Here is a 24,999-nt window from a genome sequence, read left to right on the forward strand (position 1 = left end):
TTCGGGTTTGAGTGACATTCGTGAGGCGAGCGGACAACCGATCGTCGAGGCGATCGATCTGGTTCGGGAGTACCAGATGGGGCAGGAGAAGGTCCGTGCGCTCGACGGTCTCAACCTGACACTGGAAGCGCGTCAATTCGTATCCATCGTCGGGCCGTCCGGCGCCGGCAAGAGCACCCTGCTGCATGTCCTTGGGGCACTGGATGTTCCGGACTCCGGATCGATCATCGTCGACGGCCTCGATCTGGCGAAACTCTCCGAGGAACAGCAATCCGAGTTCCGGCGCACACGGGTCGGCTTCATCTTCCAGTTCTTCAATCTGATCCCGACGATGTCGGCTTGGGAAAACGTGGCATTGCCGCGACTGCTCGACGGGAAGTCATTGCGGTCGGCCAAGTCGGAGGCCATTGCCCTGCTCGACCGGGTTGGACTCGGTGATCGATCGAAGCATCGCCCCTCCGAGCTGTCGGGCGGACAGATGCAGCGGGTGGCGATCGCGCGGTCGCTGATCATGAGCCCGCGGATCGTCCTCGCCGACGAGCCGACCGGCAACCTGGATTCGCACACGGGCGAATCGATCCTGGAACTGCTCACCGAGGTTGCCCACGAAGGTGATGGCCGGCTGGTGGTCATGGTCACCCACGACAACAAGGCCGCTGCGCACGCCGATCGGACGATCACCGTGCGGGACGGGAAGATTCAGGAGTGAAGCCGTCGGCATTGTTCGGGCCGGTACTCGCCGGTCTGACGCGGATCAGGCTTGTCAATCTTCGGGAACTGCTCAGCCATCGGCTGCGGGTGACCACGTCACTGATGGTGGTTGTTGTCGCCTCGGCGCTGCTGGTCGCGGTTCTCGGCACGTACGGGTCGCTGACGTCGTCGGTCCAGAAACTCAGTGACACCATCTCGGGGACCGCTGACCTCGAGGTCGCCGGCATCGTCGACTCCGGGGTCGACGACGGGTTGATGGGAGAGATCCGTCGCGAGGCTCCGGCCGCGAGAAGTGTTGTGCCCCTGATCAACAGCCCGGTCTACATCGAGGGTGAGCGCATCACGGTCCTCGGCAGCGACAACAACATCACCGCGCTGAGCGGTGGACTTCGGGACGCCGTCGAAGAGGCGGCGACCGCCGGCGGCACCGATGTCAACGAACTGATGTCGGGGATCAGTGTCGGCAAGGCCACCGGATTGCAGGAGGGCCAACAGGTTTCGATCAACGGTGTCGACACCACGGTCTCGATGGTGATCGATGCCCCGGAGGCGGCGGCCATCAACGGCGGGAAGTTCATCTTCGCCTACCTCGGATTGGCTCAGCAACTCACCGATCACGACGGCCGGGTCGATTCGATCTTGGTGACCAAGGAACCGGGAACGTCGGCCGATGAGCTGCGCGAGCAGGTGGATTCGGTGGTCGACGGCCGGGCAGCGGTGGTGAGCCCGGACTTCCGTGCGAAACAGGTGCAAACGGCAAGCGCAACAACACGTAACTCGACCTTGCTGGTGTCGCTGATCTCGTTGGTGATCGCCGGATTCCTGGTGTTCAACACGATGAACATGGCCGTCGCATCGCGGCGGTCGTCGATCGCGATGATCCGGGCCCTGGGTGGCAAACGTGGACCGCTGGTCGCCGACCTCATCGGGGAAGCGGCGCTGTTCGGTCTGGTGGGTGGCCTGATCGGGGTGCCCGTCGGAATCCTGGCGGGTCGCTGGGCGATCGGGCAGTTGCCCGAGGTAGTCGGATCCTTCGGTGCCACAATCGAGTTCGGATTGCCCGGGTATGCCGCTCCGGCCGCGGTGATCGCCTGTGTCCTCGCCTGTACCGGGGCCAGCGCGCTGGCCGCCCGGTCGGTGTTCACGGTGTCGCCGATCGAGGCAATGTCCGGCGGTGTTGCCGCCGAGCAGCGCGCCGGACGAGGGGTGGCGGCCAAGGTGTCCGGGGTGCTGGGTGTGGTCCTCATCGTCGTTGGCTGGATCATGGCCAACCGCATCCAGAGTGCGGCGGTCGCGACCGCCGGCATCGTGTTCTGCATCGGCATGCTCCTCGTGTGTTACGCCATCACAAGGCCTTTGGTGGCGGCCGTCAGTGCGCTCGCGGCCCGGTTCGGCGGACCGGGCACGTTGAGCGCGGTCAACACCGAACGGGCTCCGCGGCGTGCGTGGGCGACGTTGATGACGGTGGCGGTGGCGATCACGGTCGGACTGTGTACGTCCGGTGTGATGAACAACCTGGTGTCGTCGATCACCGATTCGCTGGATGGCCTGGGCGACACGGACTTCTACGTGTCGTCGCAGGACGGTTCGACGGTTCCGGATGGGCCGATTCTGGATCCGGCGGTGTCGGCGGCGATTGCCGATGTGCCCGGGGTCGAGAGTGTGGTCGGTGGCCAGTGGGCGTCGGTCAACGTCGGTGAGTCGCTGGTGATGCTGCAGGGTCTCGCTCCCGGCATGAGTGCGCCGTTTGTCTCCAAGGGATCCCCCGAAGTGATCGACGAGGTCCTCGCCGGCCGAGGCATCATCATGTCGCGGACGATGGCAGGGAATCTGGACGTCGAGGCCGGTGATCCGGTGGAGTTCGCGTCGCCGACCGGTTTTCACTCGCTGCCCGTCCTGCAACTCGTCGACTACGTGAGCGTCAACTCGGGCACCGCGGCGATCTCCCATGAACTGCTGGCGGACTGGTTCAATCGGCCCGGCGACACCTACCTGCAGGTCACGACCGACCCGGGTGTCGACCAGGAGCAGATCCGGCCCTTGCTCGTCGCCGCCGCCGACGAAGCCACGACGATGCCGACCCACGTCTATACGGGCCAGGAAGGCCTCGATGCCACCAAGGCCTCCGTCGAGCAGTCGGGTGCATTTGCGATCGCCATCCAGTGGATCGTCGCGGTGGTCGCGGCGGTCGCGTTGCTGAACACCCTGCTGCTCTCGGTGATCGAGCGCAAACGCGAACTCGGGGTCCTGCGGGCGATGGGTGCCTCACGCAAGTTCGTCCAGCGGATGGTTCTCGCGGAGGCCGCAGCCGTTGCGGCGATCGGGTCGCTGCTCGGTGTGGTGATGGGTACCGCTCTGCACCTCGTCGGCAACAAGATCCTCACGCAGTCGACAGCCGTGGAGGTGGTGTATTCGCCGCAGGCTCTCATCGGTGTCTACGTGGTCATCGCGTTTGCCCTGTGTTTTGCCGGCGCTTTCTTCCCCGCCGCCCGTGCCGGCCGGATGAACATCAGCGAGTCCCTCCTCACCGAATAACCCCCGATTTGGTGGGTTTTGGTGAGCGTTTCCCCAGGTCGAGCTCTCCAAATCCCACCAAGACCGGCGCCGAGCCTGTGGATAACTCGGGGTTCGCGGGCTCTCCTGCGGGTGGTGGGTCGGCAGACTCTGGCCATGGGGGAACTGCCAACCGGTCCGGCGCGCGCCGCAGACCTGCTCGACATCATGTCTCGACATCAGCTGCGACTCGAGTACCGCTCCATCCTGCGCGGCGTGTGGCTGCGCAACGATAAGGAGGCCGACTTCGGCGTCATGTCGATCGCGGCGGGGATGCTCAATGAACATGCCGTGCTCTGTGGTTGGTCCGCGGCCCATCTCTGGGGCAACCCGTATCGTCCGAAGATCGCCGAGCCGGAAATCGTGGCACCGATCGACGGAAACAAGCGATACGAGGGTGTTTGCGTTCGGCGCGTTCAGATCGATTCCGACGAGATCGTTGACCTCGATGGAGTTCGATGCACGTCCCTGGCGAGAACCGGTATTGATCTGGGTCGCTTCAATCTTCGTGACGAAGCGGTTGCGGCACTCGACGCGATGGCTCGGCTGTGGCCAACCCATGCTCGACGAGATGCGTGCTGAACTCAAGCGCTGGGAGAACCACTGGGGAATCGGCAAGGCGATCACAGCGATGCGTCTGGTCGATCCACTTGCGGAGTCTCCCTGGGAGACCCGACTGCGCCTCATTCTCGTCGACGAGTGTTTGTGCGGGTGGGTTCTGCAGGTCGAGGTGATGAACGGGCGCTACCGCCTCGATATCGCATGGCCGAAACTCAAAGTCGCCGTCGAGTACGACGGCGCACATCACCGCACTGCCGAACAGCACGCCAAAGACCTGGAACGGTGGAACCGCCTACGCGCCGCGGGATGGATCGTGATTCCGGTAACCGCGGCCAACATCCGCGCCAACCGAGCCGAGTTCGTCTCGCAAATACGTGCAGCACTGCGATCGCGAGGCTGGTCCTGCTCCGATTTTGGTGGGTTTTGGCGACCCTGACCTGGGCAAACGCTCACCAAAACCCACCAAATCCGGAATATCCCGGGTGCAGCTGTCAATAAATGTTGACACTCGCCTCGTGTCAGGGTAACTTGACAATCGTGCAAGACAACAAAGAAGACATCACCGCAGCAGTTGCAGATCGTGATCCGGCCAAAGGGCTGGCAGCGGTCAGGGCACTGCGAACGTTGGCCGATCGGCTCGAAGACGTACAGGTCGCCAATGCCCGGCAACAAGGCTGGAGCTGGCAGGCAATCGCCGACGTACTGCAGGTGAGCCGTCAAGCCGTGCACCAAAAGCATTCACGCGGCGAATAGCCGCCGCGTTCCACATCAGGAAGCGAGACAACATGTTTCACCAGTTCACTCGCGAAAACAGGATGACCCTGGTTTTCGCTTATCAGGAGGCAGCCGACCTCGGACACACCACACTCGGCAACGACCACCTCATCCTCGGCATGCTCTGCAACGCCCGGAGTTCGGTGTTCAACATCCTCGGTGAGCAGGGTTTGACCCTGACTCAGGCCCGTGAAGTGGTACGTGAGTACCACGAGGCCAACAAGACCGACGCGGACAAAGATCGCGTCGATGAAGACCGGGACGCCCTCGCGGCCATCGGAATCGATCTCGACAAGGTTCGCGCGGCGGTCAAATCCGCATTCGGCGACGACATCACCGACAACTGGGGCAAACGCCGCGGCGGTCGGGATGGACGCGGACGCGGCGGACCACACGGACGCCGCGGACCACACGAACATGGCGGTCCACACGAACATGGCGGACCACGCGGACGCGGCGGACCCTTCGGACGCGGGGGACCGAACGGACTGTGGTCAGGTCCCTGGGAAGGTCCCGAAGGTGACGGCCCGCCTCCCTGGGAGCGCGAAGGCGATGACCGCGGACCGTGGGAAGGTGGCCGAGGCCGCCGGGGACCGCGGGGTGGCATGCGCCGGCCCCGGTTCTCCCTGGACGCCAAGTCGGCGATCACCCAGGCGGCAATCATCGCCCGGGCCGCAGACCGCGACCTGATCGCAGAGGACGTCCTCCTGGGAATCCTGGCCACCGGCGATGCCGCCTCCAAGGCGCTCATCGAATCGGCCACGACGGCCGACGCGCTCCGCGATGCCGTCCAGCAGGCAGCCACCAGCTAACCCGAAAATGTGCCCTTATGGCGAACAAAAGCCCAGGTGGGCTCCGCAATAAGGGCACATCATCGGGGTGCGGGGTCGGGGGCTAGGCGAGCTGCAGGCCGATGGCGGTGCCGATTGACCAGAGAAGCATCGCGAGGCCGGTGAGGGCGAGTGCGGGAATCAACGCAGGTCCGCCGGCACCGGCGCGGACCGGTGCGTTGGCCTTGTACGCCAACGGAGCCGCGATCAAGCCGAGCAATGCCCACGGGGTGGCCGCGACAAGTGCGAGGCTGACCAGCGATGGAATCACCACGAGTGCAGTGTGAAGTATTCGAGTTCGCTTGTCGCCCAAACGAACCGCAAGTGTCACTTTCCCCGACTCGGTGTCGGTGGGGATGTCGCGGAGGTTGTTGGCCACCAGGACTCCACTGGAGTAACAACCCACGGCCACCGCGGCGAGCAGGCCGACCCAATCGACCTTCTCGGCCTGGACGTACTGCGTACCGAGAACAGCCACCAGTCCGAAGAAAACAAACACAGAAATCTCACCGAAACCGCTGTACCCGTATGGGTTTCGGCCACCGGTGTAATACCAGGCCGCGACGATGCATGCCAGGCCCACCAGGATCAGCCACCAGGCGCTTGTCAACGCGAGCACCAACCCGGCGATCCCGGCCACGGCCAGGGCTGTCATCGCCGCGGTCTTCACCGATTTCGGGGTGGCCACCTTGGAGCCGACGAGCCGCATCGGGCCGACCCGTACATCGTCGGTCCCGCGGATGCCGTCGGAGTAGTCGTTGGCGAAGTTCACGCCGATGATCAACGCCAGCGCCACCACCAGGGCCAGCGCGGCTTTCCACCACACGATGTCACCGACCCAGCCGGCCGCACCGGTGCCGGCGATGACCGGCGCGATCGCGTTGGGATACGTGCGGGGCCGGGAACCTTCGAACCACTGCGCTGCGGAAGCCATGAGAGTCATCCTTGCGCACCGGCTCTCGCCCCTGCCCAGGCCCCTGCACTTGGTCTGGCTCCGCTCCGTGTCGCATGAGAGATAGGCTGTTGCGAGTAATACTGACCTGCAGTTTTGCATCGAATCTGCCCACGAGTTGTGAGGAAAATGTGCCGCCTGCCGCAGGAGTTCCGATCATCGGACTACTCGGACCGGTTTCGATAGCCGACGAAAACGGACGAATGCGACCGGTACCCGGAATCCGGGCTCGGCGTCTGCTGGCGGTCCTTGCGCTGACTCCGGGCAGTCAGCGGTCGCAGTCTGCCCTCATCGATGGAGTCTGGGGCGACGATCTTCCGCGATCGCCTCAGTCGGCGCTGCACACACAGATATCCCGACTTCGGCCACTGCTGCCCGAGGGCGCCATCGAGGCCGGCCCGGCCGGTTATCGGCTGACGCTACCGGCGGTCGCCGTCGATGTATTCACTGCTCAGTCGTTGCTCGCCGATGGTTCGGCGCAGTCGCTCGAGGCGGCCGCCCGACTCTGGCGCGGGGCACCCGGTGACGATCTCGGCGACGACGACCTCGCCCGTGATGTTCGGCAGGCCGCCGACCGTGTTCAGGTCGAACTCGACGAACGCCGGTCGCAGAAGGCACTGGACGACGGAGATTTCGAGACCGCGCGGGCCTTGGCCCAACGGAGAGCCGATGCCGACCCGCTGGACGAGTCGGCGCACGCCACCCTGATGCGGGCATTGTCGGCGCTGGGGCGAAGTGCCGAGGCGCTGGCGGTGTTCGCGCGTCTGCGCCGGACATTGTCCACCGAACTCGGCGCCGACCCGGGGCCGGAGGTTGCGGCCCTTCACGAACAGTTGTTGCAGCCGACGCCGGTCGAGCGGCCACGTGAGGTCGGCCGTGTGATGTCGGTCGGGTTGTCCGCCGAGCCGAATGAACTCCTGGGTCGCGAAGCCGACATCAGCCGCATCTGTTCGCTGCTCCGCACATCGAGAGTGGTGACGATCCAGGGACCCGGAGGTGCCGGTAAGACGCGCGTCGCCAATCTGATCGGGCATCTGATCGCCGACGACGGTGTGCGGGTGTTCTTCGTCGAGCTCGCTTCTGTGCGGGGTGAGGACGACGTCGTCGCGGCCGTGGCCGCAACGCTCGGTGTCGGCGAATCCGATGTCGGGCTCGGAGGTCGTCCGCGCCTGGCCTTTTCGGACCTGCAGACCCGCCTTGCCGATGCGCTGACGTCGGAGACGTTGGTCATCTTCGACAACTGTGAACATGTGGTCGACGCCTGTGCCCGGGTGGCGTCCGAACTCATCGGTATGTCCGAGAATGTTCGGATCCTGACCACGAGCCGGTCACCGCTTCGCGTCAATGCTGAGGTGATCCATCAGCTTCCGCCGCTGTCCATCGACGAGTATGGCTCGGCTGCAACGGATTTGTTCACCGCGCGGGCCCGGGCGATCCGGCCGGACGTGACCATCGACAACACCGAAGTCGCTGACCTGTGCCGAGCACTCGACGGGTTGCCGCTGGCCATCGAGTTGGCTGCGGCGCGGGTCCGGACGATGAGCGTTGCCGAGATCTCGCAGCGGTTGTCGCAACGATTTGCGTTGCTGCGCACGGGGGATCGTTCGTCACCGGTCCGGCACCGGACCCTGCACGCTGTCATCGAATGGAGCTGGGAACTCCTCGACGAACCCGCCCGGATCGCGTTGCGCAGATTGTGCCGCTTTCCCGGCGGGTTCTCGCGTGCCGCGGCCCGCGACGTCGTGGGAGTCACCGACCTCGAACTCGACGACGACCTCGACGCCCTCGTGGACCAGTCGCTCCTCCAGGTTTTTGAACACGGCGGTGTCCGGTACCGCATGCTCGAGACCGTGCGCGAGTTCGGTGAAGAGCAGCTGATCGCATCGGGTGAAGGGCCGCAGGTCAATTCGTCCATCGCACGGTGGGCACGAACATTCGCCGGCGATGCCCGCCAGCCCTTCGAGAACGGTGAGCAGCCGGCGGTGCTGGCGGCGGTATCGGCGGAGGTGGACAACCTGGTCTGGGTGTTGCGCCGCTGCATGGAACCTGATGTGGCTGCGCGCCCGGCGGATTGGGAACAGACGATCGTCGCGTGTTTCCCGGTGATCGCGGGGTTCTGGGCAGTCCGTGGGTTGCACGGCGAGGTGATGGCTTGGGCCCCGAGAGTTGTCGCGGTCCTGCCGTATCTGGATCAGGCGGCCGCGGACGGGCTGGCCGACACCGAGCGTGAATACCGACAGGCCGTGTACCTGATCGCCGGTGGTCACCTGTTGATGGCCCGCAGCCATCGTCTCGTGGCGATCGCCCGATGGCAGTTGCGCCGGCTCTTCCGCGCCGACCTCGCCGATCAATACCAATTCGACTTCATCTCTTCGATCATGTTGGCGCATCACAAGTTCGGTGCATTGCGCCGGATGGTGATCGGTGCCAGATGTACCGATTCGCGGGTCCGGATGATCGCGGCGTTGCTCACCGCAAACACTCGGGAAAACATGTCCGACCGGCGCGGTGCGGTGCAGGCGGCGGACATCGCTCTGGGTATTGCGGAATCCCACAATGACTCGTGGATCGCTGCCAGTGTCCTGATGCAGATCGGTAGTTTTCATGGCCAGACGGCTCAGTACGAGATGGCGATCGAAAGCTATCGTCGCGCGATGGGTCTGCTCGAGATGATCGGCTCGGACCAGGATGTCCGGCAGACCCGTGGCTACATCGTGGCTGCATTAGTCGGCATGGGACGTATCGAGGAGGCGCGCAAGGAGTTCGCCGTTTTTGCGGAGGGGTGGGTGCCGGCGGATCCCGACCCCCGCGCCCATCCCGAGATCGCCGCGGCGATCCTGGTCGGCGCCGCAGAGTTGGAATGGCAGGACGACAATGCCGATGAGGCCGCCGACCTCTTCGAGCGCTCGGTGCGTTTGTTGCTGTCTGAGCATCCGTCGCCGGCGCAGGATCCCTTTGTCGGCATGGTGATCAGCACCGGGGTCTGTGGAATGGCATTGGCGGGACGTACCGCGGTATCAGGTCGATATTTGTCGAACGTCGGATCGATTGCCGCAGCCATGTTCAGCCGCGGCGGCCTCGCGGACCTCCCGCAATTGGGTGCGATGGCCATGGCTTTCGGAGTGGCGCTCAGCGGCCGAGATCCCGGATCAGTGTCGGGAGCCCGGTTGTTGCTGCTCGCCGAGCGGATCGGCTGCCGGCTCGACTACACCACCTTGGTGGTCGTGCGTGAGCGGAGTCAGGAGATTGCTGCCGTGCCGGACGCCCAATGGCAGGAGCTGAGCGCCGAGATCGACAAGATGTCCCGCCGGCAAGCCGTACAGGACATCTTGTCGATCATGGAAAACAGCGTGGCCGCAGTCTGATTCAGGCGTTGCGCATGTAGGACTTGACGGTGATCGGGGCCATGATCGCAATGATGATCGCGGCACCGACCAGCGACCACAGGACGTGGATGCCCACGTGCCCGTTGTTGGTCAGTTCGCGAACCGCCGTCACCAGGTGCGAGATGGGGTTGAACTTGACGAACGTCTGCATCCAGCCGGGCATCGTTGCGGGCTCGACAAAGGCGTTCGACATGAACGTCAGCGGAAACAGGATGAGCATCGAAACGCCCTGTACCGCTGAAGCTTTCTTCATGACGGTTCCCATGAAGGCGAAGATCCAGGAGACCGCGAAGCTGCAGACGATCACCAGCAGGGTTGCCCCGATGACTCCGAGAGCGTCGGGTCGCCAGCCCATCGCGATGCCGACGACAAAGGTGATGGTGGTGGCGATCAGATACCGGATCACGTCGGCGAGCAATGCCCCGGCCAGCGGACTGATCCGGGCGATGGGCAGCGACCGGAACCGGTCGAAGACACCTTTGTCCATGTCTTCACGAAGCTGTGTCCCGGTGACGATGCTGGTGACGATGACCGTCTGAACCAGGATGCCGGGGATGATGATCGGAAGGTAGTCCTGCACACTGCCGGCCAGCGCGCCGCCGAAGATGTAGGTGAACATCAGCGTGAAGATGATCGGTTGCAGCACAACGTCGAACAGCTGTTCCGGGTTGTGGCGGATCTTGAGGAGCCCGCGGTAGCCCATCGTGAACGACTGCTTGATCGCAGTGGTCACGCTGACGCTGGTCGCCGGATGCATGGTGCTGATCGGGGCGGTGGTGATCGGTTTGTCGATGACTGTGGTCATGCTGCATGCTCCTGGGCGCTGGGATCTTTGGCGGTGGCGTCGGCGGGTTTGCCGGTGATGGTGAGGAAAACCTCGTCGAGACTTGGCTTTTGAACGTTCATCGCCTCGATGGCTATGCCGTGTTCGCGCAGGGCGATGAGGACGTCGGGGAGAAGGTCGGGGCGCAGCATCGGTGCGGTGATGCGGCCTGCTTCCGGGCTCAGCGTGGCCGGCTCGGACAGCACACGTTCGACGATCGCGGCTGCGGCCGGAGCCAGGGAGCGGTCGGCGGGCGTGAGCTGCAGGGTGGATGATCCGACGGAGTTCTTGAGTTCGTCGGCGGTGCCGTCGGCGATGACCCGGCCGTGGTCGATGACGGCGATGCGGTCGGCCAATTGGTCGGCCTCGTCGAGGTACTGGGTGGTGAGCAGCACGGTGCTGCCGCCGGCGACCAGTTGCCGGATGGTGTCCCACATCTGCGAACGCGTCCGCGGATCGAGTCCGGTGGTCGGTTCGTCCAGGAAGAGCAGCGGGGGAGTGGCGATCAGGCTGGCCGCGAGATCGAGCCGGCGGCGCATACCGCCGGAGAACTCTTTGAGGGGACGTTTGGACGCCTCGGTCAGACCGAACTCTTCGAGCAGTTCGGTGGATCGGATCCGGGATTCGCGGCGGGACTTGCCGAGCAGCCGGGAGAAGACGATCAGGTTCTCGGTTGCCGACAGATCCTCGTCGACCGATGCGTACTGGCCGGTGACCCCGACCATCGATCGCACGGCGACCGAATCGGTGGCGACGTCGTAGCCGAAGACCTTCGCCTGACCGGCGTCGGGCCGCAGGAGGGTGGCGAGCATTCGGACGGTTGTTGTCTTTCCGGCCCCGTTGGGGCCGAGCACGCCGTAGACCGATCCGGTGGGAACAACCAGGTCGACGCCATCGACGGCCTTGGTGGAACCGAAGTGTTTTACCAGTCCGTGGGCCTCGATGGCCGGGGCACCGGTATGCAGTGGTGTGTTCATGGAACACACAATGCGCCGGCCCGCTGTCGTCGGGCTTACAGCTGCTGTCGTGGGATGCCAGGTCCCCGTCCACCCGAATTTGCGTCGTCCACCGGCAATTGCCGCTGGGCGGTGCAAAAACGGGTGGGTGGGGCGGCGTCTGCGCAGGTTATCCACACTTTCCGCGAGTATCCACAGATGACCCGCGGTAGGGCCCGGTTCTGTCCGACCCCGTTTTCACGGTGGATCCATGACACCTCAGGAGCCACGCCATCTGCTCCGACGCGCAGAACTCGTGCCGGCCGGTGCGCTCAGCGATCAGGCCGTCCGTACCGGGCTTCGGTCCGGCACGCTGATCCGCCGTTGCGCCGGCGTCTACGTCCCACCCGATCCAGATCTGTCGGCTCCTGCCGAGTACCTCGAACGCGTGTATGCCCGGGCCGGTAAGTCGAAGGTGCGGGTCATCAGCCATCGATCGGCCGCCGCTGTGCACGACCTGCCGATGCTCAGACCGGACGACGGCAAAGTGCACTTCATCGTCCGCCGGGGTGGACGCGTGGCCAAGGGGATTCACCTCCATGAGGCGGAGGTCGATCCCGGCGACGTGGTGATGGTGAACGGGCATCGAGTGACATCCGTGGTGCGAACGGTCGTCGATGTCGCGCGCGAGGGCGACTTTCTCGAGGCGTTGGCGATACTCGACTCCGGTTTACGCGCCGGTGTGCCGCGTGCGGATGTCGAGGCCATGGCTCAGCGGTTCCACGGCTTCGTCGGGGGAGCGACGCTGCGTGACGCGGCGCAGGCGGCCGACGGGCAGGCCGCGAATCCGGGAGAATCACTCAGCCGCGGGCTGATGCTCGGCTTTCCGGAGGTGCCTGCGCCACGACTGCAACACGCTTTTGTCGACGACGACGGCCTCATCGGGTTCACCGATTTCGACTGGGACGGCCGCGTGGTGGGGGAGTTCGACGGGCGATACAAATACCGGAAGCACCTACGGCCGGGCGAGTCGGTCGAAGATGCCGTCATCCGCGAAAAGTATCGGGAAGACCGCCTGCGCGCGTTGGGTATTCACGTCATGCGTTGGACGTGGAGTGACCTGATGAATCCACAGCGCTTTCGGGCACTGCTCAACCGAGGCCTGCAGTTGGGCGGTGTGCTGTGACCCCAGATGGTCCCCCGCCACCCGAATTTGCATCGTCCACCGGCAATTGTCGGTGGACGGTGCGAAAACGGGTGGGGCGGGCCGCGGGCCGCAGCGGCTAGCTGTCAGCGCTGGTACAACGGGGGAATCGGCAGCCACCCGTCCTCCAATGCCCGTTTGTAGAGGTCGGTCTTGGTGGGGGCGGGGCGGCCGGCGTCGGCATACTTGCGCCGGATGCGGGTGAGATATGCGTTCACGGTTTCGATCGAGAGTCCGGTGATCGACGCGACTCGCCCCGCGGGCTCGCCGGAGGCGTAGAGCACAAGAACCTCGCGTTGGCGGGGGCTCAGTTCGACGGCCGCGAGGTTCAGGTCTGCGTCTATCGCGGTTGCCCAATCCATGGTGGCCACGGTTCGTCCTTCAGCGGCAAGTCGGATGGCTTCCACCACCTCTGAGTTGCGGGCAGATTTGCGCAAGACTCCGGCAACTCCGGCGGCGATCGCCGACCGGACCAGTTCGGGATGGTCCCCGGTGGTGAAGGCCAGGACACTGATGTTGTGCGCGTGCAGTTTCTGGGCATTGTGGGCAGGGCAGGATTTGTCGTCGAGGCGCAGGTTGAGCAAGGCAACATCGAGATCGCTGGTTTCGGCGAGCAAGTCGTCAACTGTGGCCCCGCCCGCGGCAAAGACCATCCCATCTGATTCTTCGATGACTGTCTGCAGGCCTTTGAGCAGCGACTCGAAATGCTCGACGACACCTACTCTGTACGCAGGTTCAAAACTGCTGGTATTCAACGAAACCCCCCGGCTTCTCACGTCCGCACATCAATCTCGTATGCGGTACCTACTTCCGTTCCCCGCCGTCGGCAAAGACTGGTGCTGTACAGCTTGCGCTGCTGCTCAGCCGACTTTCTGAGTTGATGTGGAGTTGTTTACCCAGTACTGGATCCTGCGAAACATCAGCCGATCTTGCAGCGGTGGTTGAGGAGTTTGTAAAACAACTTGCTCGGGCGGTGTCGATTGGCCAGATGCTTGCGCACCAATGCGAGCTGTTCGTCGGTCACCGCGATGGGAATCAGGCCGCATCCGCCGTCGAATGGGGCGAGAGCTTCACCGATGACCGTCGAATCCTCGCTTGCACCTACGGCTCTCATGGCATGGCCGAATGTGGTGGTGGACGGGACGAGCCGATCTCCGGGTGCGATCGGTCCACTGCTGTCATCGACTTTGCAGTACACCTTCGACGGCGCGACTGCTCTGGGGGTGAGGTTGATGGAAGTCATGTCAACGACCTTTCGGATGCGACTAGTGCCTGTAGACAGCATGCTGGGGATGGCATAGCGGGGTCTCGGGTAGTCGACTACCCGATATTCGACCCACCCCTACGCGTATTTCCCGGGTGCGGATCAGATGAGGGTCGCGCGCAACGCGGCACGATCGACCTTGCCGGGACCCCGTCGGGGGAGGTCGTCGACGAAGTGCACGTCGCGCGGTACGGCAGTCCGGTCAAGGTGTTGGGCGGCAAAGGTTTTCACTGATTCGACGCTCACCTGTGCTCCGCGTGCGGCGACCACGACAGCGACCACCTTCTCACCCAGGCGATCATCGGGCAATCCGAGTACGGCGCATTCGCTGATCGTCGGGTCTGACAGGAGTACGGCCTCGACCACCTGCGGCACGATCGTCAAACCGCCGGTGGTGATGGCCTCGTCGGCGCGGCCGATGATGGTGAGCAGGCCATGGGTGTCGACCGTGCCGAGATCGTCGGTCCGGAACCATCCGGTGTCGGTGAAAGCCGGATGGTCGGGTAGCCCGCGGTAGCCCGCCGCGACCATCGGACCACCGATGATGACCCGTCCGGGCTCCTCACCGTCGATGCGGATCTTGATCCCGCGCAGGGGGGTTCCGTCGTAGACGCAGCCGCCGCAGGTCTCACTCATCCCGTAGGTACCGACGACGGGGATCCCGGCTTCGATCGCCCGACGACGCAGAGCCGGCGGGGTTGCCGCACCCCCGACGAGCACCGCGTCGACCGCACTCAGGGCGGCGGTCGCGGTGGGGTGTCCCAGGACTTTCATCAGTTGGGTCGGCACGAGCGAGGTGTACCGGCGGCTCGACGTCATCTGATCGATGGCACTCACCAATACGGCGGGGTCGAAGCCGGTGGATACGTCCAGCGTGATCGGGTCGAATCCGGCACGGATGCTGCGCAGAAGCACCTGCAGGCCGGCGATGTGATGCGGGGGAAGGGCCAGCAGCCAGCCGCCGGGCCCACCGAGGTATTCGTGGGTGGCGTCGATGGAGGCGGTCAGCGAATTCACCGAATGCATTGCGCCCTTGGGTGTTCCGGTGGTACCAGAGGTGGCGACGACCAGCGCGACATCGGGGTCGATGGGCTCCCCGGCGCCCAGCGCAGTGCACAGCCGGGCGGTCTCGGTGGGATCGGCGGCCGGGACCGGGAGGTAGCTCACAGATCCTGCCAACAGATCGGTGAGCGCGCCGACATCGGCAGCCGCCGACAACGGCAGGGGTTGTAGAACCCGCCGGTCAGTCACCGGTTTCGGAATTGTCGTCGGGGTCGGTCAGGGGCGCGGGATCGAATGGCCAGCCCATGGATTCGAGGTGCTTGCGGATCCGTTCCACATCGGCTTCGAGAGGAAGTTCGTCGGTGATCTTGGTGATCAGGACCCCGGCGTCGATCGAGGTGATCGGTTCGGGCCGGTTGTCGGTCATCTGGCCGCTCTTGATCAGCTCATGAGAGACAGAAGTGACTTCTTCTTCTGACAGCTGGCGGCGCAGGAGAGCGAACAGAGGCTGATAATCGCTCGACGGGACCCCATTGGGATATCCCTCGCGGAGCCAGCTGACAACCTTGGTGAGGAACTGCGGTCGATCCATGTCGGCTCCTTTCGCAGTGCGAGGCGTTCCGTCGGCAGCCGCTTCCTGACCGCCGGGTCACCCGATTTTGTTGATTCTGACCACGTAGATCTGTCCCGATCAGCCCTCTACGAACGGAAACAGATCGACGCCGAAGTAGTACTCGATGGTTCCGCGCGTAATCCACAGGATACTGATCAGGATCACCGCGCTGATGATCGCGAAAAGCACGTAGGCGAGGCCCTTCATCAGCGGACTCGGCGGTGTCATCGTCCCGTCGGACTGCGCTTCGCCCGATCCGGTTGCGTGGAGGCGGATTCCGATCGCAAAAATCGCCGGCAGCCCGGCGCCGAGGATCAGTCCGACAACAAGCACTCTGAGAATCGCTTCGAACGTGGTCATCGATCAGACGCTTTCTTTTGGCCCAGCCCGGTGGCGGTGTCGTCCGCCTTGTGAATCGGGGTGACGGGGATGTCGGACTTCTTCTCGACCGCAACGACTGAGGCGTCCTGGTGGTGGTGATCGTGCTCGTGGTGGTACGCGGCCGCCACGTCCGCGGGGATGACACTGTCGGTGGTTTCGTCCCAATCGGCGTTGACGTTGTGGCTGTCGACCTTCTGTAGTTGTGCGCGCCAGTACATGTAACCGCAGGCGGCAACGAGGATTACGAAGATGACCACCGCGCCGGCGGCACCACCTGTCAGATTGGCGACCGCGAACGACGCCGCACCCATCAATGCGGCAGAGGGAAGGGTGAAGACCCAGGCCGTGGCCATGCGGCCGGCGACCGCCCAGCGCACAGTGGCGCCTTTCTTGCCGATGCCGGAGCCGAGGATCGATCCGGTCGCGACCTGCGTGGTCGACAGAGCCATTCCGGCTGCACTCGACGTCAGGATGATGGCCGCCGACGAGGCCTCTGCGGCCATACCCTGCGGGGATTCGATCTCGACGAGCCCCTTGCCGAGGGTGCGGATGATGCGCCAGCCACCCAGGTAAGTGCCCAGTGCGATGGCACCGGCGCAGCTGAGGACGATCCAGAACGGCAGACCGTGTTCCACGCTCGAGGCTTCGAGGTGTCCGCTGGCGATCATCGCCATGGCGATCACACCCATGGTCTTCTGCGCGTCGCCGGTGCCGTGGGCGAGTGCGACGAGGGAGGCGCTCGCGACCTGGCCGACCCGGAAGCCCTGTGCCTTCTTGCTTTCGGCGATCGACTTGGTGAGTTTGTAGATGAGGTACGTGCCGCTGGCGGCCACGATGCACGCGATGACCGGGGCCAGCAGACCCGGGATGATGATCTTCTTGGTGAGACCTTCCCAGTTGACCCCGGAAGTGCCGAGTGCGGCGATACCGGCGCCGATCAGGCCGCCGAACAGTGCATGCGATGAGCTGGAGGGAAGTCCGAAGAGCCAGGTGAAGACGTTCCACAGGATGCCGCCGACCAGACCGGAGAAGATGATGAGGAGTGCCTTCTGGACGTCGAGGCCGCCGACCAGGCTGCCGGAGTCGTCACCGCTGGTCTGCTGAATGTTCAGCACGCCCTTGGTGATCGTGGCAGCGACCTCCACCGAGAGGAAAGCTCCGACCAGGTTCAGGAGGGCCGCGATCGTGACCGCGGTCTTCGGCTTGAGTGCGCCTGTCGCGATGGACGTTGCCATCGCATTCCCGGTGTCATGAAAGCCGTTGGTGAAGTCGAATCCAAGTGCAGTGATGACGAGGAGCACGAGGATCAACATTTCTGCACTCATGGTCAATATTCTGCGTGTGGTATGGCGAAATCACCTAAACGTTCACCGGTTTGACATCCGAGCTGACCAGCGGTTTCCTTCGCGCGGCGAAAGTGTTCATCCACTGTTCACTTTGAGAAGGTTTAGGAGTGGTCGGGTCGATGCCGAATCGGGGTGCTGTGGCACACTGCGACCACCTTGTCTCGTAGGCTGTTCGGTCCTTGGGAGGACATATGAAGATCGGCATGGGTATCAACTACTCGGGAGATTTTGCCGAGACGATCAACAACCTGGTCGACTTCGAAAAGGTTGGGCTTGACCGGATCACGGTCCCTGAGGCCTACAGCTTCGACGCTGTCAGCCAGCTGGGTTTCATCGCGGCGAAGACCACGACATTGGAACTCGCCACCGGCATCCTGCCGATGTTCTCGCGGACGCCCACCAACCTCGCGATGACCGCCGCCGGCCTCGATTACATCTCAGGCGGCCGCTTTGTCATGGGCATCGGCGCATCGGGCCCGCAGGTGATCGAGGGGTTTCACGGCGTGAAGTACGACGCCCCGGTCGGTCGAGCGCGCGAAACCGCCGAGATCTGTCGGATGATCTGGCGTCGTGAGCGGACCGAATACAACGGCAAGTACTACAAGCTGCCGTTCTCCAAAGAAGACGGCGGCACCGGTCTGGGTAAGCCGCTCAAGATCATCAACCACCCGGTGCGCGACCGGATCCCGATGCTGCTCGCCGCAATCGGCCCCAAGAACGTCGAGCTCGCAGCAGAGCTGTTCGAGGAATGGCAGCCCATCTTCCTGCATCCCGAGCATTTGACTTCGGTCTTCGGTGAATCGCTCGCCAAGGGCAACGCCAAGCGTGACCCCGCTCTCGGCCAGCTGGGGATTTCCGCCACCGTCACCGCGCTGATCACCGACGACAAGGAAGAGCAGAAAAGGGCGCTCGAACTGGTGAAGCATCACTCCGCGCTGTACATCGGCGGTATGGGTGCACGTGGCAAGAACTTCTACAACGACCTCGCAGTTCGCTACGGCTACGCCGACGCCGCCAAGACGGTCCAGGACCTCTACCTCGATGGAAAGAAAGCCGAAGCGGCAGCGGCGATTCCGGACGACCTCGCTTCGGGCATGTCCCTGATCGGTTCGGCGGGCTACGTCAAAGAGCGTCTCGCCGCATTCGACGAAGTCGGCCTCAGCATGCTGCTCATCAGCTCACCGGCGCCGACCCACGAAGCGCGCGTCGACCAGATCCGTCAACTCAAAGAACTCGTCAGCTGATCTGATCCAGCTCGCTGTTCTCACGCTCGCGCGGTCTGCAGGCCGAGCGAGCGTGAGAACCACGAGCGGCGATGTCACATGATCCCGGTGCGGACCATCGCACGTCGCAATATCGTCGGCAGGTTCCCGTTGACGAGATCGGCCCAGGTCCACCGCACGATCTCGATTCCCATCTGCCGCAACCGGTCTTCCCGGATCTTCTCGGCGATGACAACGTCATTGGGCGTCTGACCCGCCTTCATCAAGCCGCCACCGTATTTGACGAGACCGTCGAACTCGCCGACCAATCGCCCATCCCAGTCGAAATCGACGCGGGCGATGAATCTTCCATCAGCTGAGTAGAAGACGTGCTGTAGGCGGGGTCTCGGAATGTCCGGGCACGCGATCATCTGGGCGCGGCTCCATGATTCTCCAACTGTCTCCGACAACCGATCGGCGGAGGTCAGAGCCAGCCGAGCGTGGGCGATACGCTGTCTGCCGCGTCGTCCGGCCACCATCGAAGTCATCAGGTCGCGGTCTGCCCCGAGACGAAGTGCACTGTCGAAAACGGCCAAACCTTGCTCGAACGTCCCTGTCTGGGCGGTATCGACAGCGGTGCGCTCGATTGTTGTCACTGCGATCCCGTTGACCGCGGTGACATCGCGGGGGAGAAGAAGTCCGGCATGGATATGTCGGCGTGATTCGATACGTCCACCACTCGCCCGGCCATTGGTGAAGTGCACTTTCTCGTGAGACGGCTTCAACAACGGCAGATTGTGTAGGAGAGCTGCCGAGACGTGCGAGACCGGCATGATGCCGTCGCAGCTACGGGCGGCGGCGGTGAGGCGTAGATGTGCCAGGTCGTCGCGCGGGTGTCGATGGGCTGTCAGGACGTAAGCGCCCGGCCAGATTCGGTGCAGGTGTCCGGCACGGACCGCTCGTCTGAGCTCCTCGTCGCTGTGGCCCCGCGCTACCGCAACTGAACGCCAGACCAGGCCGTCGCTGTCTTCCGTGAAATCCCCCATGTGCCGATCGTCGCCGACGAGTGGCGTCACTGGACTCACCGCGGGACCGAATGTGGATCGTCGACAGAACTGTGGAGCAATTCCTCGCTCATTGATCTCACGCTCGCGCGGTCTGCAGGCCGAGCGAGTGTGAGATCACCGTGCGGCTCCGAATGAATTTGGTACCAGGTCGTGACGACCGGATCATTTTCTACCAGGGTGATTACCCGATAGTGTCGCCTGGTGACCCGAATGAGTACAGGTAAGTCCCTGCGTATTGCGCTGGCGGCGACCGTTTCCTCCATGCTGGCCGCGACGACGCTCCTGGTGTCGTCGCCCGCCACAGCCGATGAGCTCCCGCAGATCGGTATCGAATCTCCCGGCGGATCCAAGCTGGTGGCAGTGACCGAAACGGGATCTCAGAAACTCGATCTGCTGGTCTATTCGGCGTCGATGAACAAAAACATCCCGCTTTCGGTGCTCTTGCCGAAGGACCGGTCGGCTCCGCGGCCCACGCTTTATCTACTCAACGGCGCAGGTGGTGGCGAGGACGCGGCAAACTGGGAGGCCAGGACCGACGTCGATGGTTTCTTCGCCAACAAGAACGTGAATGTGGTGACGCCGAACTCGGGTGCGTTCAGTTACTACACCGATTGGCAGAAAGACGACCCGGAGTTGGGCCGCAACAAGTGGTCGACCTTCCTCGGCAACGAACTGCCCCCGATCATCAACCAGGCACTCGGCACCTCGGGGCTCAACTCGATCGCCGGCATCTCGTCGTCGGCGACGTCTGTGTTGAACCTGGCGATCGAGCATCCGGGACTCTACAAGTCGGTTGGTTCCTACAGCGGCTGCGCATCAACGTCCAGCAAGCTCGGCCAGTTCTACATCCAGATCACGGTCGGTGCACGCGGCCGCGGTGACGTGGAAAACATGTGGGGACCGGTGAACGGCCCCGGCTGGGCGGCCAACGACCCGATCATCAACGCCGAGAAGTTGCGTGGCCTCACGCTCTACATCTCGAACGCCACGGGCTTGCCCGGCCAGTACGAGACGCTGGATCGCGCCGACGGTGACGTGGCCCAGTTGGCCGATCAGGTCATCCTGGGCGGTGGCATCGAAGCCGCGACCGGTATCTGCACCGCATTGCTGTACGACCGTCTGAACACGCTGAAAATACCGGCGACCTACGACTTCCCGCCGGCGGGCACACACTCGTGGGGCTACTGGGAAGATCAGTTGCACAAATCGTGGCCCACTCTGGCCGCCCCGATCGGAGCATGACCCGATAGGCGTCGACCACATAGAGTCGACCAAATAGATCAGCCCCCGCCAGTTGGTGGGGGCTGATCTATTTGGACCTGTTGTTCACGTGGACTCAGTAGTAGAACGGGTAGTCGTCCCAGTCGGGTGCGCGTTTTTCCAGGAATGCATCGCGGCCTTCGACGGCTTCGTCGGTCATGTAGGCCAGGCGGGTGGCTTCGCCGGCGAAGACTTGTTGTCCCATGAGGCCGTCGTCGGTGAGGTTGAATGCGAACTTCAGCATGCGCTGGGCGGTGGGGGACTTGCCATTGATGGTCTTGCCCCATTCGATGGCGGTCGCCTCGAGTTCGGCGTGGTCGACCACTTCGTTGACGGCGCCCATTCGCTGCATGGATTCGGCGTCATACGCCCGCCCGAGGAAGAAGATCTCGCGGGCGTTCTTTTGTCCGACCTGCTTGGCCAGGTAGGCGCTGCCGTATCCAGCGTCGAACGAGCCCACGTCGGCATCGGTCTGCTTGAACCGGGCGTGCTGGCGTGAGGCCAGCGTGAGGTCGCAGATCACGTGCAAGGAGTGTCCGCCGCCGGCGGCCCAGCCGTTGACCACTGCGATCACTACTTTGGGCATCGTCCGGATCAGCCGCTGCACCTCGAGGATGTGCAGGCGGCCACCTTCGGCTTTGACTCGTGCGGTGTCGACGGTGTCCGAGGTGTCGCCGCCCGCGTACTGGTAGCCCGAGCGGCCGCGGATGCGTTGATCGCCACCGCTGCAGAAGGCCCAGCCGCCGTCTTTCTCGCTCGGTCCGTTTCCGGTCAGCAGCACCACGCCCACGTCAGGGCTGCGGCGCGCGTGGTCGAAGACGCGGTACAACTCATCGACGGTGTGGGGCCGGAAGGCGTTGCGCACCTCAGGGCGGTCGAATGCGATCCGCACGATGCCGTGTGCGCGACCCTCGCCTGCGTGGCGGTGATAGGTGATGTCGGTGAGGTTGTCGAAACCTTCGACCGATTTCCACTGCGTTGGATCGAAGGGCTGATCTGGTGAGGCGCTCATGGATTCTGAGCGTAGTAGGGCAAATCCCGGACGCTGGTCCGGAGGTCGGGTCGCGCCAGGTCGACACTGGTCGATACTGTCGTGACCATGACTGAGGGAAACCCACTCGAAGCGACCGCCACGGCCTTTGGCGACGCCGAACCTCTCGAAGAGCGTCACGAGGGTGGATTTCGCCCCGATTTCGACTTGGACCTGACCCGCGGTGGCCCGCGATACGGGGAGTTCATCGAGCAGGTGCGGACGTTCATGGACCGCGTCAAGGCAGCCTGCCCACCGGAAGATCTCGTCGACGAGCTGATCGATGAGCTGAAGGTGATGAACGACCGGCTCGACGCCGTGGCCATCGACGAATGGCGTGCTCCCTCGGGTGGGCGAATCGACCTGCCGGCACGCGGCAACATCACGCTTCCGCCCTATGAGGTCGACGAGGCCACAGCCGAGATGGTGAAGGCGCGGATCACGTTCCGGCGCTACCACCTGGGCGGCAACAAGGCGGCCCACGGCGGTCAGATCGCGGTGGCGTTCGACGATCTGCTGGGGATGTCCGGTGCACTCGGATCCGGCGGGATCACCCGCACCGCCTATCTGACGGTCACCTATCGCGCGATCACCCCGCTCGACAAAGAACTCATCTTCAGGTCATGGGTCGACCGTATCGAAGGCCGCAAGGTGTTCCTGAAGGGCAGCCTGCACGACGGCGACACTCTGTGCGCAGAGGCCGACGGGCTGTTCATCAAACTGAAGCCCGGCCAGCCGTAGCAGTCGATGTAAGTCACTTTCGATCGTGACAATCATTTTGAATCCGCCTCGGGATGAATTTCTGATCGTCACGATCGAATATTTCCCTTTTGTCTGTTAACGAATTATGAGTCGGGTGTTTGGACTACTCGAAGTCGAGTAGTTATTTCGGACAGTAGTCCGAACAGATTCAGTTTGCTTTTCGGGTTCTTATTCACACGTGAATTGCCGGATACTCGACTCGTGATCGATACCAGTACGTCGCCTTCGGTCGCCCCCCGACTAGCGGCTCATCGACGGGGCGAAGCGCCGTGGCTGCTTCGCGCTGTCGCGGTAACCGTCTTTGTGTTCCCCGCCAATATCATCTTTGATCCGTTGGGTGCCAACGGGTTTGTGGCCATGGTGTTGGCGCTGATCCTTGTTGGAGTGTGGGTGGCATCGGCTCTCTGGGGTCTGCACGACCCAGTGATTCAGCGGCACCCGGCCCGTCTTGGATTAGGAATCCTGTGGCTTGTGACCGTTGCATCGTTTGTTGCAATGGGCGGCGGCCCGGCAACCGTCCAGGGAAAGTTGAGTGCCGAGCGCTGGGTTATCACGCTTCTCGCAATTACCGGAATCGTGTGCGTGACTGCGGACTTTGTCCGTACCCGAGAGCAACTGGCATCGCTCGTCCGTGCATTGGTGCTCGGCGCGACCTTCTGTGCGGCTGTCGGTATCTACCAATTCTTTCTGCACACTGATCCGGTCCACTACTGGACCGACCTGATGGTCGGTATGACGGATAACGGTGGGCGGACGACGTTTCAGCAGCGGTCCCAGTTTGTTCGTGTTGCTGGTACGACGTTTACGCCCATCGAGCTCGGTGTCGTGATGGTCATGGTCTTTCCGCTGGCGGTCTGGAGATGCATCTACGACCCCTCTCGGCGTCGATGGGTCGCTTGGGCGCAGTGCCTGGTGATCCTCGCCGCAGCCGTATTCACGGTGTCCCGTTCGATGATCCTGAGTCTTCTCGCGGTGACGATCGTCATGGTGCCGTTCCTTCCGGTCGTCGCTCGGAGGTGGGCGTACATTCTTGTCCCGACAGGCGTGGTAGCAGTGTTCGCCCTGGTTCCCGGAATGGTTGCCACGATGCTTGCGACCATTACGATCACCACAACGTCCAACGATCCGTCGATCACTACTCGGCTGAACAACTACCCGCGTGTGGAGGCCATGGTCCACGACCGTCCGCTGCTCGGCAGCGGACCCGGTACCTATCTGCCCGTCAATGCTCTGAAGATTTTGGACAATGAGTACCTCAAGGTGGCGGTCGAGATGGGGTTGCTGGGTGTTTTCGCGTTGATTGCATTCTTGGTGTTGCCGACGTATGCAGCGTTCTTCGCCGCATGCAATCTCCGTGACCCTGCGATGAAGGCGCTTGCCGGCGGCGTTGCTGGAGCGGGATTAGCCTCTGTTCTGGTGTCGGCGACTTTTGATTCGTTGTCCTTTCCCACCTTCACCATCGTATTCGCATTTGTTGCCGGCCTGTCTGGATCGGTCTGGCTGGTCGCGCGAAATCAACCGGAAGAATCAGAGATCGATCTGGAATCTGATCAGTACCGGACCAAAGGAACTGAGCGAGAGTCAATTTCATGAATCCACTATCCCTCTTCAAGACGCTGTGGGCCCACAAGCTCATCGCCATTCCGATGGTCCTACTGATTGTGGGCGCCTGCGGATACGCGCTGTTCTTCGGACCAAGGTCGTACGAGTCGTCGGCGTCCTACGTTCTAATTACGCCGGGTATGCCGTCTGAAAGTCAGATGGAGGCAGACCCAAGCCTCGCCCAAAAGGCCGACAATCCTTATCTGCGGGCTGTTGATCCGTCGCTTGCTGCGCAGGTTGTTGTCGCTCGTCTCGGTGCTGCAGATATCGGGGACGCTCTTGTCGGTGCCAACTTGTCCGCCGATTACGCGGTATTGCCTGCAAGCGAGTTCGGCAGCGGGCAGATCATCCGGGTGTCGTCGAGTGCTGATACCCCAGAGAAGGCGGAGGCCACCACCGCCAGACTCGGAGAGATGCTGGAGAGCGAGTTGCGATCGATTCAGGTCAAAAATGGGGGTGATCCGTCCTATTACTTGACGGCTCAAGCGATTACCAGTCCGGCTGCTGCAGTTGAACGTGTATCCAGTCGCCTGAGGACTGTCGCGTTTATCGGGATCGCCGGGGTGGTGCTGCTGTTCGGAGCTGTCAGCTTTGCTCGTGCTCTCGACGATCGCAGGCGGCGCGACGACGGACGTCACGAAATGGATCTCCCGAACCGCGATCGCTTGAACGGTGACCGAGGACCCCTAACCACTGACGTTGATATGTTTCCGGTCGGCGCCGAGATGCGCGGCGACTGAA

24 protein-coding genes are annotated in these 24,999 nt (G+C 63.3%); 13 read left to right on the top strand and 11 right to left on the bottom strand.

Annotated elements, in window-relative coordinates:
* The first annotated feature begins 76 nt into the window (after nucleotides 1-76).
* The 6 genes from H290_RS0116120 to H290_RS0116140 all read left to right on the top strand — a co-directional run bounded on the left by H290_RS0116120 (nucleotide 77) and on the right by H290_RS0116140 (nucleotide 5,411).
* Nucleotides 77-709, top strand: coding sequence for an ABC transporter ATP-binding protein (locus H290_RS0116120; RefSeq protein WP_051122085.1), 633 nt, complete (start codon nucleotides 77-79; stop codon nucleotides 707-709).
* A complete protein-coding gene (locus H290_RS0116125) occupies nucleotides 706-3,246 on the top strand; it encodes an ABC transporter permease (protein ID WP_020107855.1) in 2,541 nt (846 codons plus the stop codon). Before H290_RS0116120 ends, H290_RS0116125 begins: the two co-directional genes overlap by 4 nt.
* A gap of 135 nt (nucleotides 3,247-3,381) precedes the next feature.
* A complete protein-coding gene (locus H290_RS31675; protein ID WP_020107856.1) occupies nucleotides 3,382-3,846 on the top strand; it encodes a hypothetical protein in 465 nt (154 codons plus the stop codon).
* On the top strand, nucleotides 3,836-4,261 hold the full coding sequence (locus tag H290_RS31680) for an endonuclease domain-containing protein (protein ID WP_231373717.1): 426 nt from the start codon (nucleotides 3,836-3,838) through the stop codon (nucleotides 4,259-4,261). Before H290_RS31675 ends, H290_RS31680 begins: the two co-directional genes overlap by 11 nt.
* Nucleotides 4,262-4,362: 101 nt before the next feature.
* A complete protein-coding gene (locus H290_RS0116135) occupies nucleotides 4,363-4,578 on the top strand; it encodes a hypothetical protein (protein ID WP_020107858.1) in 216 nt (71 codons plus the stop codon).
* A gap of 62 nt (nucleotides 4,579-4,640) precedes the next feature.
* The gene (locus H290_RS0116140; RefSeq protein WP_369758827.1) at nucleotides 4,641-5,411 is read left to right on the top strand and encodes a Clp protease N-terminal domain-containing protein; all 771 of its coding nucleotides are present in this window, start codon (nucleotides 4,641-4,643) and stop codon (nucleotides 5,409-5,411) included.
* Nucleotides 5,412-5,493: 82 nt separating this feature from the next.
* Here the strand turns inward: H290_RS0116140 and H290_RS0116145 are convergent, their stop codons facing one another.
* Nucleotides 5,494-6,363, bottom strand: coding sequence for a 1,4-dihydroxy-2-naphthoate polyprenyltransferase (locus H290_RS0116145; protein ID WP_020107860.1), 870 nt, complete (start codon nucleotides 6,361-6,363; stop codon nucleotides 5,494-5,496).
* A 149-nt stretch (nucleotides 6,364-6,512) separates the two neighbouring features.
* Here H290_RS0116145 and H290_RS0116150 point away from each other — a divergent pair, with 149 nt between their 5' ends.
* The gene (locus tag H290_RS0116150) at nucleotides 6,513-9,746 is read left to right on the top strand and encodes a BTAD domain-containing putative transcriptional regulator (protein WP_020107861.1); all 3,234 of its coding nucleotides are present in this window, start codon (nucleotides 6,513-6,515) and stop codon (nucleotides 9,744-9,746) included.
* A 1-nt stretch (nucleotide 9,747) separates the two neighbouring features.
* Here the strand turns inward: H290_RS0116150 and H290_RS0116155 are convergent, their stop codons facing one another.
* Both H290_RS0116155 and H290_RS0116160 read right to left on the bottom strand, forming a co-directional pair.
* Nucleotides 9,748-10,572, bottom strand: coding sequence for an ABC transporter permease (locus H290_RS0116155; RefSeq protein WP_020107862.1), 825 nt, complete (start codon nucleotides 10,570-10,572; stop codon nucleotides 9,748-9,750).
* The gene (locus tag H290_RS0116160) at nucleotides 10,569-11,567 is read right to left on the bottom strand and encodes a daunorubicin resistance protein DrrA family ABC transporter ATP-binding protein (RefSeq protein WP_020107863.1); all 999 of its coding nucleotides are present in this window, start codon (nucleotides 11,565-11,567) and stop codon (nucleotides 10,569-10,571) included. The genes H290_RS0116155 and H290_RS0116160 overlap by 4 nt, the downstream gene beginning before the upstream one ends.
* A 229-nt stretch (nucleotides 11,568-11,796) precedes the next feature.
* Between H290_RS0116160 and H290_RS0116165 the strand changes: the two genes are divergently transcribed.
* Nucleotides 11,797-12,711: a hypothetical protein gene (locus H290_RS0116165; protein ID WP_020107864.1), complete on the top strand. Its 915-nt coding sequence runs from the start codon at nucleotides 11,797-11,799 to the stop codon at nucleotides 12,709-12,711.
* 104 nt (nucleotides 12,712-12,815) lie between these two features.
* Here the strand turns inward: H290_RS0116165 and H290_RS0116170 are convergent, their stop codons facing one another.
* The 6 genes from H290_RS0116170 to H290_RS0116195 all read right to left on the bottom strand — a co-directional run bounded on the left by H290_RS0116170 (nucleotide 12,816) and on the right by H290_RS0116195 (nucleotide 17,314).
* A complete protein-coding gene (locus H290_RS0116170; RefSeq protein WP_020107865.1) occupies nucleotides 12,816-13,484 on the bottom strand; it encodes a DNA-binding response regulator in 669 nt (222 codons plus the stop codon).
* 164 nt (nucleotides 13,485-13,648) lie between these two features.
* Nucleotides 13,649-13,972 (bottom strand): hypothetical protein, encoded by a 324-nt coding sequence (locus tag H290_RS0116175; RefSeq protein ID WP_020107866.1) that lies wholly within the window; start codon nucleotides 13,970-13,972, stop codon nucleotides 13,649-13,651.
* 123 nt (nucleotides 13,973-14,095) lie between these two features.
* The gene (gene menE / locus H290_RS0116180; RefSeq protein WP_020107867.1) at nucleotides 14,096-15,244 is read right to left on the bottom strand and encodes an o-succinylbenzoate--CoA ligase; all 1,149 of its coding nucleotides are present in this window, start codon (nucleotides 15,242-15,244) and stop codon (nucleotides 14,096-14,098) included.
* A complete protein-coding gene (locus H290_RS0116185) occupies nucleotides 15,237-15,587 on the bottom strand; it encodes a DUF3349 domain-containing protein (RefSeq protein WP_020107868.1) in 351 nt (116 codons plus the stop codon). Before H290_RS0116185 ends, menE begins: the two co-directional genes overlap by 8 nt.
* Nucleotides 15,588-15,686: 99 nt before the next feature.
* Nucleotides 15,687-15,968: a hypothetical protein gene (locus H290_RS0116190; RefSeq protein WP_020107869.1), complete on the bottom strand. Its 282-nt coding sequence runs from the start codon at nucleotides 15,966-15,968 to the stop codon at nucleotides 15,687-15,689.
* Complete coding sequence (locus H290_RS0116195; RefSeq protein WP_020107870.1) at nucleotides 15,965-17,314, bottom strand: inorganic phosphate transporter; 1,350 nt, start codon at nucleotides 17,312-17,314, stop codon at nucleotides 15,965-15,967. Before H290_RS0116195 ends, H290_RS0116190 begins: the two co-directional genes overlap by 4 nt.
* Nucleotides 17,315-17,526: 212 nt before the next feature.
* On the opposite strand from H290_RS0116195, the gene H290_RS0116200 reads away from it, so the two are divergent.
* Nucleotides 17,527-18,579 (top strand): LLM class F420-dependent oxidoreductase, encoded by a 1,053-nt coding sequence (locus H290_RS0116200; RefSeq protein ID WP_020107871.1) that lies wholly within the window; start codon nucleotides 17,527-17,529, stop codon nucleotides 18,577-18,579.
* Between the two features lie 74 nt (nucleotides 18,580-18,653).
* Here the strand turns inward: H290_RS0116200 and H290_RS0116205 are convergent, their stop codons facing one another.
* Nucleotides 18,654-19,583, bottom strand: coding sequence for a hypothetical protein (locus H290_RS0116205; RefSeq protein WP_028463280.1), 930 nt, complete (start codon nucleotides 19,581-19,583; stop codon nucleotides 18,654-18,656).
* A gap of 231 nt (nucleotides 19,584-19,814) precedes the next feature.
* Between H290_RS0116205 and H290_RS0116210 the strand changes: the two genes are divergently transcribed.
* Entirely contained in the window at nucleotides 19,815-20,846 is a 1,032-nt protein-coding gene (locus tag H290_RS0116210) for an alpha/beta hydrolase family protein (protein ID WP_155976873.1), read from the top strand.
* A 94-nt stretch (nucleotides 20,847-20,940) separates the two neighbouring features.
* Here the strand turns inward: H290_RS0116210 and H290_RS0116215 are convergent, their stop codons facing one another.
* A complete protein-coding gene (locus tag H290_RS0116215) occupies nucleotides 20,941-21,876 on the bottom strand; it encodes a 1,4-dihydroxy-2-naphthoyl-CoA synthase (RefSeq protein ID WP_020107874.1) in 936 nt (311 codons plus the stop codon).
* An 87-nt stretch (nucleotides 21,877-21,963) separates the two neighbouring features.
* Here H290_RS0116215 and H290_RS0116220 point away from each other — a divergent pair, with 87 nt between their 5' ends.
* From H290_RS0116220 to H290_RS0116230, 3 genes are all read left to right on the top strand, one after another.
* Nucleotides 21,964-22,635 (top strand): PaaI family thioesterase, encoded by a 672-nt coding sequence (locus tag H290_RS0116220; RefSeq protein ID WP_051122089.1) that lies wholly within the window; start codon nucleotides 21,964-21,966, stop codon nucleotides 22,633-22,635.
* A gap of 174 nt (nucleotides 22,636-22,809) precedes the next feature.
* Nucleotides 22,810-24,249, top strand: coding sequence for an O-antigen ligase (locus H290_RS28770; protein WP_155976874.1), 1,440 nt, complete (start codon nucleotides 22,810-22,812; stop codon nucleotides 24,247-24,249).
* Nucleotides 24,246-24,998, top strand: coding sequence for a hypothetical protein (locus H290_RS0116230; protein WP_020107877.1), 753 nt, complete (start codon nucleotides 24,246-24,248; stop codon nucleotides 24,996-24,998). Before H290_RS28770 ends, H290_RS0116230 begins: the two co-directional genes overlap by 4 nt.
* Nucleotide 24,999: the final 1 nt, after the last annotated feature.

It is taken from the genome of Nocardia sp. 348MFTsu5.1 (genome assembly GCF_000383535.1).
Taxonomy (GTDB): Bacteria; Actinomycetota; Actinomycetes; order Mycobacteriales; family Mycobacteriaceae; genus Williamsia; species Williamsia faeni.